This is a genomic window from Arthrobacter sp. NQ7 (assembly GCF_029581595.2).
Classification (GTDB): domain Bacteria; phylum Actinomycetota; class Actinomycetes; order Actinomycetales; family Micrococcaceae; genus Arthrobacter; species Arthrobacter phenanthrenivorans_B.
This window is the reverse complement of sequence record NZ_JARFXU020000015.1, coordinates 1-15,284: the sequence shown is the minus strand read 5'-3', so window position 1 is coordinate 15,284 and position 15,284 is coordinate 1. Positions and strand designations below refer to the sequence as shown.

Annotated in this window: 15 protein-coding genes; 11 read left to right on the top strand and 4 right to left on the bottom strand. The window is 62.7% G+C overall.

Annotated features, from left to right (window positions below; translation table 11 throughout):
* The first annotated feature begins 9 nt into the window (after positions 1-9).
* The 4 genes from PUN71_RS15355 (at position 10) to PUN71_RS15340 (ending at position 1,586) form a co-directional block, all read left to right on the top strand.
* A complete protein-coding gene (locus tag PUN71_RS15355) occupies positions 10-276 on the top strand; it encodes a ParB family protein (protein WP_277799101.1) in 267 nt (88 codons plus the stop codon).
* 2 nt (positions 277-278) lie between these two features.
* Positions 279-566 carry a helix-turn-helix domain-containing protein gene (locus tag PUN71_RS15350; protein WP_277799100.1) on the top strand — a complete coding sequence of 96 codons (288 nt, stop codon included), beginning with the start codon at positions 279-281 and terminating at the stop codon, positions 564-566.
* Positions 567-818: 252 nt separating this feature from the next.
* Entirely contained in the window at positions 819-1,106 is a 288-nt protein-coding gene (locus tag PUN71_RS15345) for a hypothetical protein (protein WP_277799098.1), read from the top strand.
* Between the two features lie 3 nt (positions 1,107-1,109).
* Positions 1,110-1,586 (top strand): hypothetical protein, encoded by a 477-nt coding sequence (locus PUN71_RS15340; protein ID WP_277799097.1) that lies wholly within the window; start codon positions 1,110-1,112, stop codon positions 1,584-1,586.
* A gap of 63 nt (positions 1,587-1,649) precedes the next feature.
* Here the strand turns inward: PUN71_RS15340 and PUN71_RS15335 are convergent, their stop codons facing one another.
* Positions 1,650-2,072: a hypothetical protein gene (locus tag PUN71_RS15335; RefSeq protein ID WP_277799096.1), complete on the bottom strand. Its 423-nt coding sequence runs from the start codon at positions 2,070-2,072 to the stop codon at positions 1,650-1,652.
* A gap of 412 nt (positions 2,073-2,484) precedes the next feature.
* Between PUN71_RS15335 and mobF the strand changes: the two genes are divergently transcribed.
* Positions 2,485-6,960, top strand: coding sequence for a MobF family relaxase (mobF, locus tag PUN71_RS15330; protein WP_277799095.1), 4,476 nt, complete (start codon positions 2,485-2,487; stop codon positions 6,958-6,960).
* Positions 6,957-7,448: a hypothetical protein gene (locus tag PUN71_RS15325; RefSeq protein ID WP_277799094.1), complete on the top strand. Its 492-nt coding sequence runs from the start codon at positions 6,957-6,959 to the stop codon at positions 7,446-7,448. Before mobF ends, PUN71_RS15325 begins: the two co-directional genes overlap by 4 nt.
* Positions 7,449-7,451: 3 nt before the next feature.
* On the opposite strand, the gene PUN71_RS15320 is transcribed toward PUN71_RS15325, so the two are convergent.
* Positions 7,452-8,129 carry a helicase associated domain-containing protein gene (locus tag PUN71_RS15320; RefSeq protein WP_277799093.1) on the bottom strand — a complete coding sequence of 226 codons (678 nt, stop codon included), beginning with the start codon at positions 8,127-8,129 and terminating at the stop codon, positions 7,452-7,454.
* A 418-nt stretch (positions 8,130-8,547) separates the two neighbouring features.
* Here PUN71_RS15320 and PUN71_RS15315 point away from each other — a divergent pair, with 418 nt between their 5' ends.
* Both PUN71_RS15315 and PUN71_RS15310 read left to right on the top strand, forming a co-directional pair.
* Positions 8,548-9,597: a PDDEXK nuclease domain-containing protein gene (locus PUN71_RS15315; RefSeq protein WP_277799092.1), complete on the top strand. Its 1,050-nt coding sequence runs from the start codon at positions 8,548-8,550 to the stop codon at positions 9,595-9,597.
* 101 nt (positions 9,598-9,698) lie between these two features.
* Positions 9,699-10,385, top strand: coding sequence for a hypothetical protein (locus tag PUN71_RS15310; protein WP_277799091.1), 687 nt, complete (start codon positions 9,699-9,701; stop codon positions 10,383-10,385).
* A 208-nt stretch (positions 10,386-10,593) separates the two neighbouring features.
* Here the strand turns inward: PUN71_RS15310 and PUN71_RS15305 are convergent, their stop codons facing one another.
* Entirely contained in the window at positions 10,594-12,090 is a 1,497-nt protein-coding gene (locus PUN71_RS15305) for a hypothetical protein (protein WP_277799090.1), read from the bottom strand.
* A 370-nt stretch (positions 12,091-12,460) separates the two neighbouring features.
* On the bottom strand, positions 12,461-12,829 hold the full coding sequence (locus PUN71_RS15300; protein ID WP_277799089.1) for a helix-turn-helix domain-containing protein: 369 nt from the start codon (positions 12,827-12,829) through the stop codon (positions 12,461-12,463).
* Positions 12,830-13,026: 197 nt separating this feature from the next.
* Between PUN71_RS15300 and PUN71_RS15295 the strand changes: the two genes are divergently transcribed.
* Genes PUN71_RS15295 through PUN71_RS23205 form a run of 3 tightly spaced genes read left to right on the top strand, consistent with a single transcriptional unit; the run spans position 13,027 to position 15,045 of the window.
* On the top strand, positions 13,027-13,329 hold the full coding sequence (locus tag PUN71_RS15295) for a multiubiquitin domain-containing protein (protein WP_277799088.1): 303 nt from the start codon (positions 13,027-13,029) through the stop codon (positions 13,327-13,329).
* Positions 13,304-14,581, top strand: coding sequence for a ThiF family adenylyltransferase (locus tag PUN71_RS15290; protein WP_277799087.1), 1,278 nt, complete (start codon positions 13,304-13,306; stop codon positions 14,579-14,581). The genes PUN71_RS15295 and PUN71_RS15290 overlap by 26 nt, the downstream gene beginning before the upstream one ends.
* Positions 14,578-15,045 carry a ubiquitination-like system serine protease family protein gene (locus PUN71_RS23205; protein WP_502860813.1) on the top strand — a complete coding sequence of 156 codons (468 nt, stop codon included), beginning with the start codon at positions 14,578-14,580 and terminating at the stop codon, positions 15,043-15,045. The genes PUN71_RS15290 and PUN71_RS23205 overlap by 4 nt, the downstream gene beginning before the upstream one ends.
* Positions 15,046-15,284 lie beyond the last annotated feature (239 nt).

Genomic DNA, 15,284 nt, shown 5'->3' with positions numbered 1-15,284 from the left:
GGCACGCTGATGGTAAAACCGAAGAAGGTTCCGGCGTTCACGCCGTACTACACCGAGGAGCAGGCCGGGCAGGTTCGGGCGGCGTTTCTTGAAACCGGCGCAGCCGAGGGGGATGCCAGCGTTTCGGACCTCATTGTCCAGGCCACGATGCGTGAAGTAAGGCGGCGGCAACGAAAGTACAACGGCGGTAAGCCGTGGCGTCCGGTGCCTGCCGGCGGACTGCGGCCCGGACAGCGGACTATGGATGAGATGCGGCGACGGGACGAGGGGGAGTAGCCATGGCGTTGTGGACTGAAGAAATGAAAAAGACCGAGAACAGCGATGCCGTGCCGTTTCCGAAGATGCTGACCCTGGATCAGGTCCAGGAGATCCTGAACCTTGGTAAACCAATGGTCTACTCGCTGGTCAGGAGTGGCGAAATTCGGGCGGTGCAATTGGGACCGCGGGGGCTTTGGCGGGTTAGCCAGGATGATCTGGCCGCGTACATTGATGCCGCATACGAGAAGACGGCCGAACGTATCGTCTCCGGGCAACTGCCCGCAGCTGAAGTCGAGGAGGAGCAGTAGTGAGAGCCGGGGTCACTGTTTGAGACGCCTGATTATCGGCTTTAGCCTGGCAGCAGCAGGATGGGTGTGCGCCGGCATCTACGTGATTCTCGCTGCCCAGGCCATCGGCCATGCTGTCTCGCACGGTGATCCCTCGTCTGCCGGCAATGCCGCTGCCATGCTGGGCCTCGGCGCAGTCAGCTGGCTGGTTCTCATTTTCCTGAGCACCCTTTTCGGCATGCCGGGACCGAAATTTCGAGGCAGAAGGAAGCGATGAGCCGAATCGAAACCGTGTATGCGGTCAGCGACCCGCAACTCTCGGTAGATGCTTCCGTTCGCCAGCTCGCCCAACGCCTCGATAAGAGCCTGAAGGACCTGGTGACGATATTTGAACAGGCCGGCGAGCAGCTTTGGACAGTCGAGCCGGCATCCCACACGGTGACGCCTGTTCCGGCAGCGACGCACCGGTTGCCCGCCCTGTTCGGCCGACGTGATGACCATGGAACTCGCTATGTCGCTTCAGCTCTACTGATGGTTTCTTTCCAAAAGAGAATCGACTGACGAGTGGACATTGCAGACCGCTTTTGGGCAAAGGTGGCCAAGGGGCCAGCCCCAGGGGATTGCTGGCTTTGGACGGGTGCGGTCTCGGATGACGGCTATGGCCGATTCACGCTGAACCAGGGCGGGCAAACCCAAGCGGTGCGTCCCCACCGCTTCGCCTTCCATCTCGCGTACGGGGTGGACCTCGACGGATTCGGTGCACTGATGCACGACTGCGACGTACCCATTTGTGTGCGCGCAACCGCCGGCCCTGACACACATCTCTGGGTGGGTGATGCCCGCTTGAACATGCTCGATCGTCTTGCCAAAAACCGCGACACCAACGGATCAAACTTCCGTTGGCGCGGTTTAGCGCGCAGGCATTTCGCACAGCAGTCACGGGCCTTGCGTGACGAGGTGCGGGCGCACGGATGGAACCGGGAAGAGAGGGTGCGCGCGATCCTGGCCGGAGCTGATCCTGATGCCCCAACTCTTTTCTAGCCACACGCAGAAGCCCCCGGCCTGCAGGCCGGGGGCTTCGCTGCTGTGCCGCGTCACTGGCGCTTAGGCTGCGGGAGCTTGCGCCTGTTCGGACTGATCGGAGTCGTCGTCACGAACCGGATTGGGAGACTCGCTGTCGGTGCTCTTATCCGCGGACGTGGCCTCCGAAGTAAGTCGCTTTAGCTCAGCACCGCTCACGCCCAACCGGGCAGCGACAGCGGACCGCGACTCCCCGGAATCCAGCATCGCCTGGACCGTCACCGCGGCACTTCGGACGGCATCCCGGGCATCTGCTTCCGCCTTCGCCAAAAGCTCGGCGGCCTTCTTCCTGGCATCTTCCAAAATGGACTCAGCCTGAGCCTGCTGCTCGAAGAACTCGGCCGCGAGCTCGATCAGCTTTTCATGACGTTCCGTCAGCTCCCGGGCCTTCGCCCTGGCCTTCTCCCGCGCAGCCAGTTGCTGTGCGGATTTTCGTTGTGCTGCCATCGGTGGATCCCCCTCCAGGTTCGTTGTGGACCTAACGGCTAGCGCCGACTCGGGTCCACGACCGGCGGCGTTCGCCGCAACGGTCCTCGCTTACGCTCGGGCTGGCCCTGCCCCGCCCTGACCCCACGTGGTTGTCCCCCGAGATGGACTCGGCTCTCTCCTCCGCCCAACCGGGGCGACGGTTCCACACAATCGAACGGACCGTGGATAACGAAAAAGCGTGTTACCCACCGCCCATTCTCATGTGCAGAACCGCATCAAAACCTTGATGGCCCGATCTTACCGCCTCTTGTTCCGCTGCCCGGCTACCTCCTCCGTCGTGTCCACCGAACTGCAAAACAAGAAACGCCAATATCTGTCACACCTCATGCATCATCGACAAGTGAGGTGCCTGGCCGGGTAAGCTTGGTCCATGATGACCGTGCACAAGCTCAGTGCCGGCGATGGATACACGTACTACACACGTGAAGTCGCCAGCGCGGACGAACTGCGTGCGGCCGACCGTTCACTGGGCGACTACTACACGGTGGACGGCAACCCTCCCGGGCAGTGGGGCGGCGCCGGCCTTTCGCATTTGGGCGTTTCCGGCGAGGTTACCGAGAGTCAGATGGCCGCCCTTTTTGGCGAGGGGTTGCACCCTGACGCCGAGAAGGTGCTTGCCGAAAATCCCAAGGCGGACGTCCGTTTGGGCGCCCGCTACCCCCGCTACGGACAGAAAGACAACGAGCTGCGCGCCCGCGTCGACCGTGCCCTGGGTGACTACCAGAGGATGAATCACCGGGAGCCTGACGCCGACACCCGGCGCCAGATCCGGATGAAAGAGGGCGCCCAATACTTCCGCGAACTCAACGGCCGGAATCCTTCCGACAAGGAGGAGCTTGGACGTTTCGTGACGGCTCAGACGAAGCCCGGGTCGCAGGCGGTTGCCGGGTATGACCTCGTTTTTGCCCCGGCAAAATCGGCCTCGGTTCTGTGGGCAATCGGCGGGGAAGAAGCCCGCAAAGAGATCGAGGCCGCCCATCACGAGGCGATCGAAGAGACCATGCAGTACCTGGAGAGGGAAGCCACCTTCACCCGCCGCGGCCGTAACGGCGTGCGCCAGGAGGACGTTGACGGTGGCCTGATTTACACCAGATTCCGCCACTACGATTCACGCAATGGCGACCCGCAGCTACACGACCATGTGGTGGTTTCGAACAAAGTCCTGGGCGCGGACGGCAAATGGTCATCCCTGGATGGGCGTCTCCTGTACCAGTTCAACGTTGCCGCATCGGAGCACTACAACCGCACAGTCATGGAGAAGATCTGCGCCCGCCTGGGTGTTGGACTGGTGGAACGGAAAGTCGGTGGCGACCGGCCGGTCGTGGAGATTGCCGGTGTGGATGTTGCCGCGATCGAGGCGGCCTCCTCGCGCCGTGAGGGAATCAAACCGGTACTGGACCAGCTGGTCGCGGAGTTCACAGAGGACCACGGGTACGCCCCCAATTCCAAGCAGCTGATCGCCCTCGCGCAGCAGGCAACCCTGGATACCCGTGCGGCCAAGAAGGAAGCACGCCAACTCGCAACATTGGTCGCGGAATGGAACGAAGAATTAGGCAGCATCCCCGGCGTAGAGGTCGGACCCGCAGCCGTGGAGAAAGCCCGCGCCCACCGCCACGATGCCCGCGAAAACGCAGACCAGGACAACCCCCAATGGATGGTCGCGCACGCCGATGAGATCGACCCGGCGCAGGAAGCAGAGGGTGTCATCCACACCCTGGAACGCAGCCGTGGCGTCTGGGGTGAACACCACATTGATGCCGAGGTCCGACGCCGTCTCGGTTCACGGCTCGGGGAGCTGCCAATCCCGCCGGCCCTCCTGGAGCAGATCAAGGCCCGCGCCATCGACCAGTTCTCACTGCGGATCACACCGGAAACACCGACGCCTGAAATCGCTGCTCTGCGCCTGAAGAACGGTGCCAGCAAATACGGCAAGGCCCACTCCACCCTCTACACCTCGTCAGGGATCCTGCACAGCGAGGACCGCCTGCTGACCGCTGCCCAACGTGTCGTCATCCCCGCCGCAACCACCGACTCTTTCAATGCAGCACTGGCCAAACAGGACAAAACATTCGACGTCGGCCAACTGCGCATGGCCAGGGAATTTTCTTGCGGCGACCGGCTTCTCATGGTCGGCGTCGGCCCTGCAGGAGCAGGCAAGACCACCGCGCTCAAGCTCGCCGCGGACACCGTCAGGGAAGCTGGCGGGAGAGTCATCGGACTGGCCCCGACGGCAGTGGCCGCCGCCGTGATGGGCACTGAACTGGGAGCGAAAGCCACCACCATTGACTCCTTCGTCCTGGGCCATCAGACGGACTCGGCCCAGAAGGTGGTTCCCAAGCCGGGGGACGTGATCATCATCGATGAAGCCGGCATGGTGGGAACCCAGATGTTTGCTGCTGCCGTCACGATCGCCGACCAGCACGGGGCAGTGGTACGGGCTTTGGGCGATGACCAACAGCTGTCCGCTGTCGGCTCCGGCGGTGCCCTGCGCCTGTTGAAGAACACTGTCGGAGCTGTGCACCTCGAAGACCTGCACCGATTCCGCAATGCTGACGGCACGGCCAACGACGCCGAAGCAGCCGCCACACTCGCCCTGCGCGAGCCTCCCACTGTCGGGCAGGACGATCCCTGGACGTTCTATCGGGAGAACCGGCGCGTCGTTGGCGGCGACGCCGAAACCATGACGTCACAGGTCTTCACCGCCTGGCAGCGCGACACCGACGACGGCAAGCACTCGGTCATGATGGCCTACGACAACGCCACTGTCACCGAACTGAACGCCCGGGCACAGGCATACCGGCTGGGCAACGGCAGCCTCAAAGATGGTCCGGCGGCAACCCTGCGCGATGGCCTGACCGCACGGGCAGGGGACATCATCGTTACCCGCGAGAATAACCGCCGTCTGGCCACCAACCGCGGTAAGGACTTCGTGAAGAACAACGACGTCTGGACCGTCCGCGAGGTCCACGAGGACGGTGCCATGACGGTCCGCCACGACAAGCACGGCGGAACCATCACCCTTCCCGCCGACTACGTGCGGGCCAAGACCATGCTCGGATACGCGGCCACGATCCACCGCACCCAGGGCATCACGTGTGACACCACCCATGCCCTGATCAGCTCCGGGCTTTCCCGCTCCCTGGCCTACGTGGCGGCCTCGCGCGGCCGGCAGGCGAACAACCTCTACGGCGTTGTAAGCGAAGGCGAAACGCTGGAAGGCGTTCTGGAATCTGTTGCCGCTAACCATGACGGCAACCTCACAGCGCACGAGCAGATGGACGCCGCGCGCGCCCAGACTCGCAGCCTTCCGGAGATGTCCGAGGCCTACCGGGACATCGACCACCAGGCCAACGAGCTCCGTATGGCCAACGTGGCGCGCCGCGAACTCGGGGAGGGAACCGCGGCACCGTTCATTAAGTCCGATGCATGGGGCGCGATCGCTACCCATCTCCGCGCCGCGGAAAACGATGGCTTCAACATCGCGCACCTGCTCAAAGACAGCGTAGGAGAGGGAGCCTTCGAGGCTTCCGACAGCCCAGGGGCCGTGCTGGCCTGGCGGGTGGAAGACCGGTTGCAGCGCTGGCGCGCGCAGTCCGTTGACCCCGGGCACCGCCCGCTCCAATCACTGAGCGACGAGGCTCTTGCCCGGCTTGAACACCGGTCGGCCGTCGAGCTGCGGCGTGCCCAGGACGCAGCCCGCACCCCTTCTACCGACGCTATCGACAGGGCAACTCTGCTCCGGGGATGGAAGGCCGAGAACAAGGACACCCCGTGGCAGCGGCGCCTGCACGGACACCTCAGTGACGACGACCTGGCCTCCCGGCTCACCGCTGTCCAGCAGGACGCCCGCACGGACTCCACAATCAACGATCCCGCCGCCAGCCGAAAAGCCCGGTGGCTCGAATCATCGCTGCAAAAGGAACTGCAGCTGCGGGAGCAGATGCATCCCGAGGCGCGCGCGGATGAAGCTTACGAACGCGGAGCTGGCACCAACTACCGCCGGGAGGCGAACGCTTCCAGGACTCGCACCGCAGCCCAGCTCCATCGGCGGATCCGCGCCGAAATGGAACTGCGCCGCCAGCTGCCGCAGCCCGTGGCTGCAGCGCCGGCTGTTGACCAGCTGCCGGCATGGATGGCGCCCGCCGACGTCCTGACCCATCCGGATACGCCGGCACTGTGGCAGCAGGAGCTGCAGGCCCGCCGCGACCTCATGGCCACAGAAGTCACACGCCTGGGCGCCCAGCTCGCGGCCGAGCCGCCCGCCTGGGCAGCTGCCCTTGGCCCTGTCCCCTCCGCCCCGTCACGACAGGAGCAGTGGCGCCTACTCGCGGTCGAGATCGCCACCTACCGGGATACCTACCGCATCCCGACTACCGAAACTAAGCCGCTGCCCGAAACCCACCGGGGCCAAGGGGTCGGAGCAGACCTGTCGGCAAGGATCACCGCCATGCACAAGTACAGCGCTCAAACGGCCAAGGAACCGCTGGCACCTGCAGACGCATCGCTCATGGCAGAAGCCGCCCAGGTTGAAGCTGTCGTGAAGGAGACCCCGAGCCCGGCCGAACAGGTGGTTGACCACCTGCGTGAAACCCGCGGCACGGAAACGCAGCTGAGCCCGGCCCAGGAACGTGTGGAACGAATGGCTGCGCTTGCACGCAAGGTCCGGGAGAACCGCGCGAAGAATCAACGTGCCGACGAAGACTCCAGGAACCCGGAAGCGGTCAAGGAGGCACTGGACCAGATCAAGGCCCGTCGTGCCCAGGAGCAGGCGCGACGTGAGGAAACCCGGCGCGGACATGATGGTCCCACGCCACGCCAAGACCGCGGCCCCGGGATTGGCCGGTGAAAGCCCTGATGCCCCTCGGCAACCTCAGCCGGTCGTGGTGGCGACTGCGCCACCAGCGCCGCATCATCCTGCACCGGGGCACCAGGTCATTTGTACTCACCGTGCCCAGGGCGCAGGACGGCAACGTTTTCAGTGGCCAGCTGCACCCGCGCCCGCAGCTGCATGGGACACGGGCCGGGCTGTTTGGCGTCGGAGAGACCAGCGCGTATCTTGACTTCACGATCATCAGGGGCCGGACCGGCAAATTCCAAGGCATTGGCGTTCCAGACGAGTACCACCGGCAGGGCTGGGCTGCCGACATGGTCCGGGCCCTGCTGGACCACTACCCGCACGTCCACTTCTACAACAGCTCACTGAACGAGATGTCAGGCCCGCTGTTCATGAAGCTCCGCGCCGAAATGCCTGGCCGCATCGCACCCATCCGCATACACGAGGACGGCGGCTACGACGTGGATGCCTCATGGCGGCCCGGGCAAGCCCCTAGATAGCCCCTACTCGCTGCGGGGGCGGCCACCGGTGCGCTGCCGGCCTTCACGCCATCCCGGCAGGACTTTATCAAGCCGCGACTTCTTCTCCGGTGCCAGCTTGCCGTGGTTGTAGTTGATGCGTTGGCCGTGCAGCCACACCCCGAGAGTGCGTTCGACCGGGTCATCGGTCTTCTGGTGCCGTGGCAATCCACCGCTTGTCTTACGGAAAGCTTCAACTTCCCGCAGGCGCCGATGCCAGCGGGCCTCGTCCTCGGCCTTCCGGGGAGAGGACTGATCCCAGCCGGGGATGACGCGCAGGCCTTCGCGAAAGGCGGGGGAGAGAGTTCCAGCTGCTGATTCCCGGCGCCGACGGTACATCCAGCTGGCCAGGGCTTGTTCACTGGAGGATTCCGCGTGGGCTGCCGGAAGCCGCCCTTCCGTGCGGTAAAACGAGACCAGGTCATGCATCCTTTGCAGGGCCGTATCCGACGGGGCCTTTACAGGCACAGCTGCGGCATGTTGGCCGCGAAGACCAGGATCTTCTTTCGCCGCGATCTGCAGATGGTAGCGGACAGTGGTCACCGCGGTACCGCACACTACTGCGATCTTCGCCGGCTCTATGCCCCTCCGGTACATCTCCACCCACTCCCAGTACGGAGCAGAGCGCCGTGCATGCGGCACTGTTTCATTCGTCTGAGCCACGGTCACCCCCCCCAATGGTTCCGCCCTTCACGGTAGCCTACGGAGTCATCGCCCAACACAGGCGGGCAGCGGACAACGGCAGGGGAGAGGCATCATCAGGTGGACCTGCGCGACCGGGAACGGCGCCCCCTGGGCGGGACAGGTATTTGTGCAGACAGTGTCTGTACTTTCTTTCGCCGTCCTCCCATTGGGGGTTGAGGAGCCCAAAGGCGGTGAGGAGTGCCGGTATCGTGCGGGAGTCGCTGCGGCCCAGGACGGCAGCGCCGGGATGGTCGGTGGAGCACCAAGCGCGAGGATAAGGTCGGTCAAGGCACGGGCGGGACCCCTTAGCTGAGTGCACCCTTACTGCCTGGAACCGGCCTCGTATCTGACCCACCAGGGTCAGCGGGAATGGATGCTGGTCGGTAGGATCGAACGCATGTCTGACGCCCGTGACCTTGCCCTTCCCGTCGGCTATGCCGCACTCCTCAACGAGCTCAAGAACCAGGTCAGGGCGGCCCGCACTAAGGCGCTGCGCGCCGTCAACACCCAGGCCATCGCCTTGAACTGGGTCATCGGAAAAACCATCCTCGAACGCCAAGACACCGAGGGCTGGGGGAGCGGGGTGATCGGACGGCTGGCCGACGACCTTCGTGCCGAGTTTCCCGACATGACGGGCCTGTCGCGGTCGAACCTGCAGTACATGCGCAGCTTCGCCGAGGCCTGGCCGGGCTTCGATCCAAATGTCCCACAGCCTGTGGGACATTTGCCGTGGGGCCACATCCGCACCATCCTCGACAAACGGCTCGACGAGGAGGCAAGGGACTCGTACGCCGCCGCCGCAGTTGAGCACGGCTGGTCACGTAATGTGCTCATGAACATGATCATGAACAAGACCCTCGAACGCACGGGTGCTGCCCCATCCAATTTCGTTGAGCACCTTGCTAGCCCGGATTCCGAACTCGCCCAGCAGGTAGCCAAGGACCCCTACAACTTCGAGTTCCTCGGTCTCTCGGGTGAAGTCGCTGAACGTGACTTGGAGACTGCCCTTACCAGCAGGATCACCGAAACTCTCCGTGAGCTCGGGCCAGGATTCGCGTTCGTCGGCCGCCAAGTCCACTTCGACGTTGACGGCGACGACTTCTACGTGGACCTGCTCTTCTTCCACATCGAACAGTCCCGCTACGTCGTCATCGAACTTAAAACAGGCAAATTCCAGCCTGAATACGCCGGCAAGCTCAACTTCTACGTCGCGCTCGTCGATGACGTACTTAGGCGCGACCACCACAACGGGACCATCGGCATCCTCATCTGCGGTACCAAGAACGACCGGAGCGTTAGATACAGCCTCGGCCGCTCCACCTCACCCATGGCAGTCGCCGCTTACACCTACGACAAGCTCCCCCCAGATGAGCAAAAAGCGCTTCCTGATGAGCGGCACCTAGCCGCGGCCTTGGACTGGGCTGGACCAGAACGTGAGGCGATGTGAAGCGCTCGGAGAGCAACGTCGAACACGGAGGCCATCAAAGAAATCGTTGGAAAATGAGCTTTCTAAAGACTTGGCGGTCAGCTCTGGTCCGGTGGGTCCTCTTGGCAATCGCCGTTCTTTCAACGGCCGCCTGGATGGTCGGCCTTGTCCCTTACGCTCCCGTCTGGGGAGATCTGGCAACGTGGGCGTCGGCGGTGGCCACAGGAGGCGGCCTTTTCTTTGCAGGCAGAAGCATCCAACTTCAGACGCGACAGCGCATCGAAGCCCTCGCCAAGCAGGACAAATTTGAACGAGAGACTCGCGAGGCTAGGGCGCGCTCGGTAGGGTTCAAGACCAGCTGGATACGGCACACCTTCTATCACCCCGACGGACAGTCCGAAGAGTGCTGGGCACTGAAGTATGTGGTCCAGAACAACAGTGCGACTCCAGTAACCAACGTCGTCGTTCATCTTTGGGATCCTGCGAAAATGAATGACCAGACAGAGGACGATCTTGAGTCCGTGGACACCATGGAAGAGATATTGCGGGAAGCCCAAGCCAAGGAGTGGGATTACTTCGTGAATCGATATCTCGGTACTATCCTGCCGGGCGAGAAGGTCGGCGAAGAAGTCCCTATTCGGCACCCCAAAGCGGGACCTGAGTTGGCCACTGGGCTGGGTCCGCAACCGAAACTTCGTTTCACTGATGCCTGGCGAGAGACGTGGGTGAGGACGGATGGAGCGCTTACTGAGGCTCCCACACAGGAAATATGTCTTTGCGGCAGCTGCGGGCCGCAGGTGCAGTGGTGACCCTGTGCCATACCTTCAAGCTGGGGCTTCGCTCGGATGACTGCTGTGCGGTCGGAATCGGCGCAGCTCCTACATGGCCGCCGGTCACCATGAAATTCTCGGCGAATACCTAGCAATGACCCGGTGGAGCGTTGCGTTGATGTCGATGGTCACGATGACAGTCTCCCAGTACATGCTCCCGTGCAAGCTGACCTGAAACACACCGGCTTCACGCGTCCTCCGAGGCCGCAGCTGACGCGAGCGGTGGACAGCCGGTACGGTATCGAACCCCACTGGGCAGGGAGAGCAGGGTGTGATCTGCACCGTCAATCCCCGAGATCCATCCAACACTGTCGAGGTGGAATGCCGTGATGGCCGAAGGATCAGTCTGCGGCTCAAACTGAGTCAAGGTGGCATCGAGCAGGATTTCACCGAGCACGTCCGGATTCCCCTCGGTCCGAGCCTTACGGTCGACGACTTCGATCACCCAAAGGTACCGGGACATCTCCGCGCGCCGCAATGGAGCGGCGAGTTCGTCGGGCATCCCCCGGGAGCGGAGCTCCCTCTTGAAGATGCTCGATTGAACTAGGTACGTCCTCAGGGTCGACTGTTCGAGGAAGGCCGGTCGACTGTCCGTTTCGGCAAGTGTGGAACCCTCGTAGCTGGGCGAGAGTGCGAATTGGCTCACCCAGGTCCGTCCGACGGCTTCGGCCCGCTCGGCGTCGATATACGCCTTGGGAAGAAGTGGAAGATGCGCGGCCGCCCAAGGACTGTGGGCCGGGCTAGGTTCATGCCAAGGATCTTCTACGCGGAGATACGGACCCGACGCGTCGTCGTGTCGCCACAGTGTTATGGCCGGATTGCCGGGTGATGGTTTGCGCTCATATGCCACGATGGTCCACGCATGGCTGTTCGAGATGACGATCGGCGGCAGCTGCGAGTTGATGTAGCGGCACAGTACAGCAAACAGGCCAAGCCCACCGGCGGCTGCCTGGGCTTCGGGCGTGGCGGGGAGGGCCTTGCTCGTCGGGCTAAGCCCCAAGCTGGTCAGAGCCGAGAGCAGCTGGTGTGACGACAGGCCATCACTCGGCAGTTGACGGCCAACTACGACCCCGCCGAGAGCGGCGTCGTAGATCTCGGCTGGAAGGCGCGTTGGCTGCTGGTGGACCATCGTGGCGTGACGGAGGACCATCCACGCAGAGGCATGGGCGCACCGTAGGAGTTGAGTGTCCTGACTGATGAAGGGCATAGCGCGGACCGTGAGCGGCCATCCATACAAGTCGATGGTCTCCTCGCCTTCACACCGTACGGCGTCTGCCAACTCGGGTGGGGGCACGATCATGGTGCGTCCTACCGGGGCCACCGCGAGAGGCCGGAGAACCGTATAACCGCGGTAGGCCTCCTGAACCCCGGAGAGGTCCCCAAGATTCGGGTCGACGTGTGTCGTGAAGAAGTGCAAACGATGGCACACCGATGGGTAGCGCCGGAATGCCCCGTTGTAGAAGCGGGCGACCTGGCTGCGCCAGTCTGCGTCGATGTATCGGGGCTCTTTCACGATGCAGACGACCCCGTGCGCGCGCGCGATATCAAAAACGCGCTGCAGTGGAGCCGCAGCTCGTTCGTGGGCGTATTCGGCGAGTAGGGCGTCCCATCGTTCAGGCTCCGACATGTCGTAGACCGTGGGCTGCTGTCCGGAGGGGCACCATTCAGTGAGGGAAAGGGTCACGGATCCGATCTTCCAAGGATGTGCGCGAGACGACCGGAAGGGTGATCCATCTCGTGGGGCTAATAGAGACGTACCTCCGCTGTCGTCCGTTCGGCCTCGCGCTCGGCGTCCCTAATCCGATCTAGCCGGGGGCGGAGTTCGGCAGCGAGGGCGTCTGGTGTGGTGCCGAGAATTTCGGCAAGACTACGGCTGGTCGGTGTACCCAGAATCTGGGCTTCTTGCTTGAAATCTGACGTTGTCAACACGGCGGGCCTTCCGTATGGCGAGAACTTCATTGTAACTCTGAGCCATTTGGTCGAAGTGTGGCTACCTCGGTCAGCCTACAGCGGATGTAGGCGCTGAAAGTGTTCTCGAGGATGGGGGCAAGCGGCTAGGCCGAGGAGTGTCGGCTCTGAGAGCGTAACGTCGCCAAAAACGCGGCGACGGCCCGCTCTTCGTTAGGAGTGAGCGGTTCGGCTAGAAGGGCATCGGCCAGTACGCCAGGCTTCGACTCCTGCCGATCTTCGTCGGTGACTTCGTAGCCGGCCAGCTGCATTAGCGCGAGGTACGACACTCCGAAGTGTTCTGCGAGGCGTCGGAGAACATGCGGGGACGGGGCCTGGACGTCGTCCCTCTCGAGTTTGAGTAGGTACGCGCCTGAAATTTCGGCAGCCTCCGCGACGGTGCGGAGTGTCTGCTGGCGCAGTGTCCTGAGCTGCGCTAACTCGCGGCCGAGGGTTCGAGTGGTCGCCTCGGCCATTACGTGTCCCCGTTGTGGCGATTTCGGGGGCCGTAAATGTCGGCATGAAAGTAGGTGGTGGTCACTTCACCAGAGTAGGCCGTGTTCACTGCAGTTGACAAGCCGGCCGGGACCTGTTTACTGTAGTAAACGTCAAGCACTTTAGTGCGAAACGCAATGGATATCCCGAGAAGCGGGGTTCCAGGAGAGGAAGACAAATGGACGAGACCATCGCTCGTGGCCACGCCGGCTCGAACCCCATCACTGGGGCAGAAAAGTCTAAGAAGGTGTACGAAGTGGTTGTAAATGGCACTCTGGCCGAGGTCGATCACGACACCCTGACTTACATCGAGGTGGGTGATCTGGCATTCCCAGGGCATGCCCCTGAAGCGCAGTTCGCGATCACCTACACTCATGCCGATGGACCACGCGGAGGCACTGGCACTTTGCTCGAGGGCGACAGTGTGACCATCAAGAAGAAGGGGACGCGGTTCAATGTCCGCCTCGCGAACCGTTCTTGAACACGCTGACCTGACTCAACTCGTCAATGAGGGGTATGCGGTCCGGATCATCGCGGGCCACCTCGTCATCGACGACATGCCCTTCGTTACTGCCGAGAAGACTGTCCAGCGGGGTTCCTTGCTGTGCCCTCTTGACCGGGACGGCAACGGTGGGCCGGGGAGCCACGTGATGTGGTTCCACGGCGGCCAGCCCTGCGATCGGGATGGACAGCCCCTCGCCGGCATCAACGGAGGGGTCCAAGGCATTGCCCCTGCCCCCGATATGGTCTCCAGTTGCGCCTTCTCGCTCAAGCCGCCCTCAGGGTATGCAAGTTTTTACGAGAAGGTCTCGTTGTACTCGACGATAGTGGCGGGCCCCGCGCAGGCGATCGACCCGGAAGTGACCCCGTTCACTTTCCGGCCCATCACCACGGACGAGGAGGAGAGCGTCTTCAGATACCTAGACACTTTTTCCAGTCGCGCCCGCATCACGGAGTTCACTCGGCGCCTGGCCGTCGGCAAGGTTGTCATCGTGGGTGCTGGCGGGACGGGGAGCTACCTTCTCGACCTTCTAGCAAAGACTCCGATCCGGGAACTGCACGTATACGACGGCGACGTCTTCGCCACCCACAACGCCTTCCGCGCCCCGGGGGCAGCAGATATTGCCGATCTGGACGCGAGGGTGAAGAAGGTGGACTACTTCGCAGGCATCTACGGCCGGATGCGCCGACACATCCACCCTCATCCAGTCCCAGTAACGGCTTCGAACCTGTCGGAACTCCTAGATGCGGACTTCGTCTTCCTGGCGATGGATCCCAGCCCTGACAAGACAGCCATAGTTGAGACACTAGAAGCCCATGGCCTCCCCTTCATCGACACGGGGATCGGTGTGGGAATCACGCCGGGCGGCATAGGCGGGTTGATTCGCGTGACAACTGGTCACGATGGGCACTTCGACCACATCCAACGCACAGGGGTTCTGGCGAACGATGAGAACGACGACGCCGATTACAACACCAACATCCAGGTGAGTGAACTGAATATGATGGCAGCGGCCATGGCTGTTCTCCAGTTCAAGCAGCACCTCGGGTTTTACGCCGACGACGAGAAAGAGCTTCACACTCTTTATTCCATTGAGGACAACGCCCTCGGCCACCGCTTCGGTCAGTCTGAAGTGGCTGCGACCGTTCCCGGAGGCCTAGATGGACACGCAGGCTTGGGTATCCCTGAGGCCAATGCTGAGTTGACGGAATCCGAGGATAGAGTCGCATGAAGGTGGCCCAATTCAATGTTTGCTTCGTCGAGTTTGTCCCGGCTCTGTTGGCTCCCGGCCGTCTGTACATCTCGATGGCATATGCCACTGTTTCGCATTTGTGTCCCTGCGGTTGCGGGAACCGGGTGGTCACGCCTCTGGGGCCGGCGGACTGGAAGATGACCTTCGATGGACGCGTCAGTTTGTACCCTTCTATTGGAAACGGGCAGATTCCGTGTCGCTCGCACTACTTCATCCGCGGTGATCGAGTGGTGTGGGCGGCGCCGATGACACAGGAGCAGACGCGTCGTGCCCAATACCGTGATCAAGCCGCGCTTCAGGCTCAGAATGCGCTAGAGACCAATGAGACGACAGCCGTTCGAAGGCCCTCGATAGTGGCCAGGATCATTGCGTTCTTACGGCGTACGCTGGTGCGTTCTAGACGTCGAGGACGGCAGTCGGACAGCCCGAGCGCACCGCGGTGACTCTTGGACTCCTCGCGGTCCGAAACTTGGCTTTGGAGCCATGCTCACAGCACCATGCCTGACAGGGCCTCATTCCAACCGGAAAAGCGAGCCGGGGAGCCCCGCCTGGAGCCTACTGGCAACGGTGATTATTCGATCTGGAACTATTCGGCAGCACCACTCGAGGGGAAGCGGTCCGGATGCTTAGGGTCTCGTCCCTTTTCCCGCCAGTACTCATCCCGCTGCCATAGGGAAAACCT

What these genes read in the sequence shown, in the direction of transcription:
- PUN71_RS15300 (WP_277799089.1), bottom strand. Translation starts at nt 12,829, where the DNA reads ATGGCCGAGGCGACCACTCGAACCCTCGGCCGCGAGTTAGCGCAGCTC.
- PUN71_RS15350 (WP_277799100.1), top strand. Translation starts at nt 279, where the DNA reads ATGGCGTTGTGGACTGAAGAAATGAAAAAGACCGAGAACAGCGATGCC.
- PUN71_RS15315 (WP_277799092.1), top strand. Translation starts at nt 8,548, where the DNA reads ATGTCTGACGCCCGTGACCTTGCCCTTCCCGTCGGCTATGCCGCACTC.
- PUN71_RS15355 (WP_277799101.1), top strand. Translation starts at nt 10, where the DNA reads ATGGTAAAACCGAAGAAGGTTCCGGCGTTCACGCCGTACTACACCGAG.
- PUN71_RS15290 (WP_277799087.1), top strand. Translation starts at nt 13,304, where the DNA reads ATGTCCGCCTCGCGAACCGTTCTTGAACACGCTGACCTGACTCAACTC.
- PUN71_RS15295 (WP_277799088.1), top strand. Translation starts at nt 13,027, where the DNA reads ATGGACGAGACCATCGCTCGTGGCCACGCCGGCTCGAACCCCATCACT.
- PUN71_RS23205 (WP_502860813.1), top strand. Translation starts at nt 14,578, where the DNA reads ATGAAGGTGGCCCAATTCAATGTTTGCTTCGTCGAGTTTGTCCCGGCT.
- PUN71_RS15345 (WP_277799098.1), top strand. Translation starts at nt 819, where the DNA reads ATGAGCCGAATCGAAACCGTGTATGCGGTCAGCGACCCGCAACTCTCG.
- mobF (WP_277799095.1), top strand. Translation starts at nt 2,485, where the DNA reads ATGATGACCGTGCACAAGCTCAGTGCCGGCGATGGATACACGTACTAC.
- PUN71_RS15335 (WP_277799096.1), bottom strand. Translation starts at nt 2,072, where the DNA reads ATGGCAGCACAACGAAAATCCGCACAGCAACTGGCTGCGCGGGAGAAG.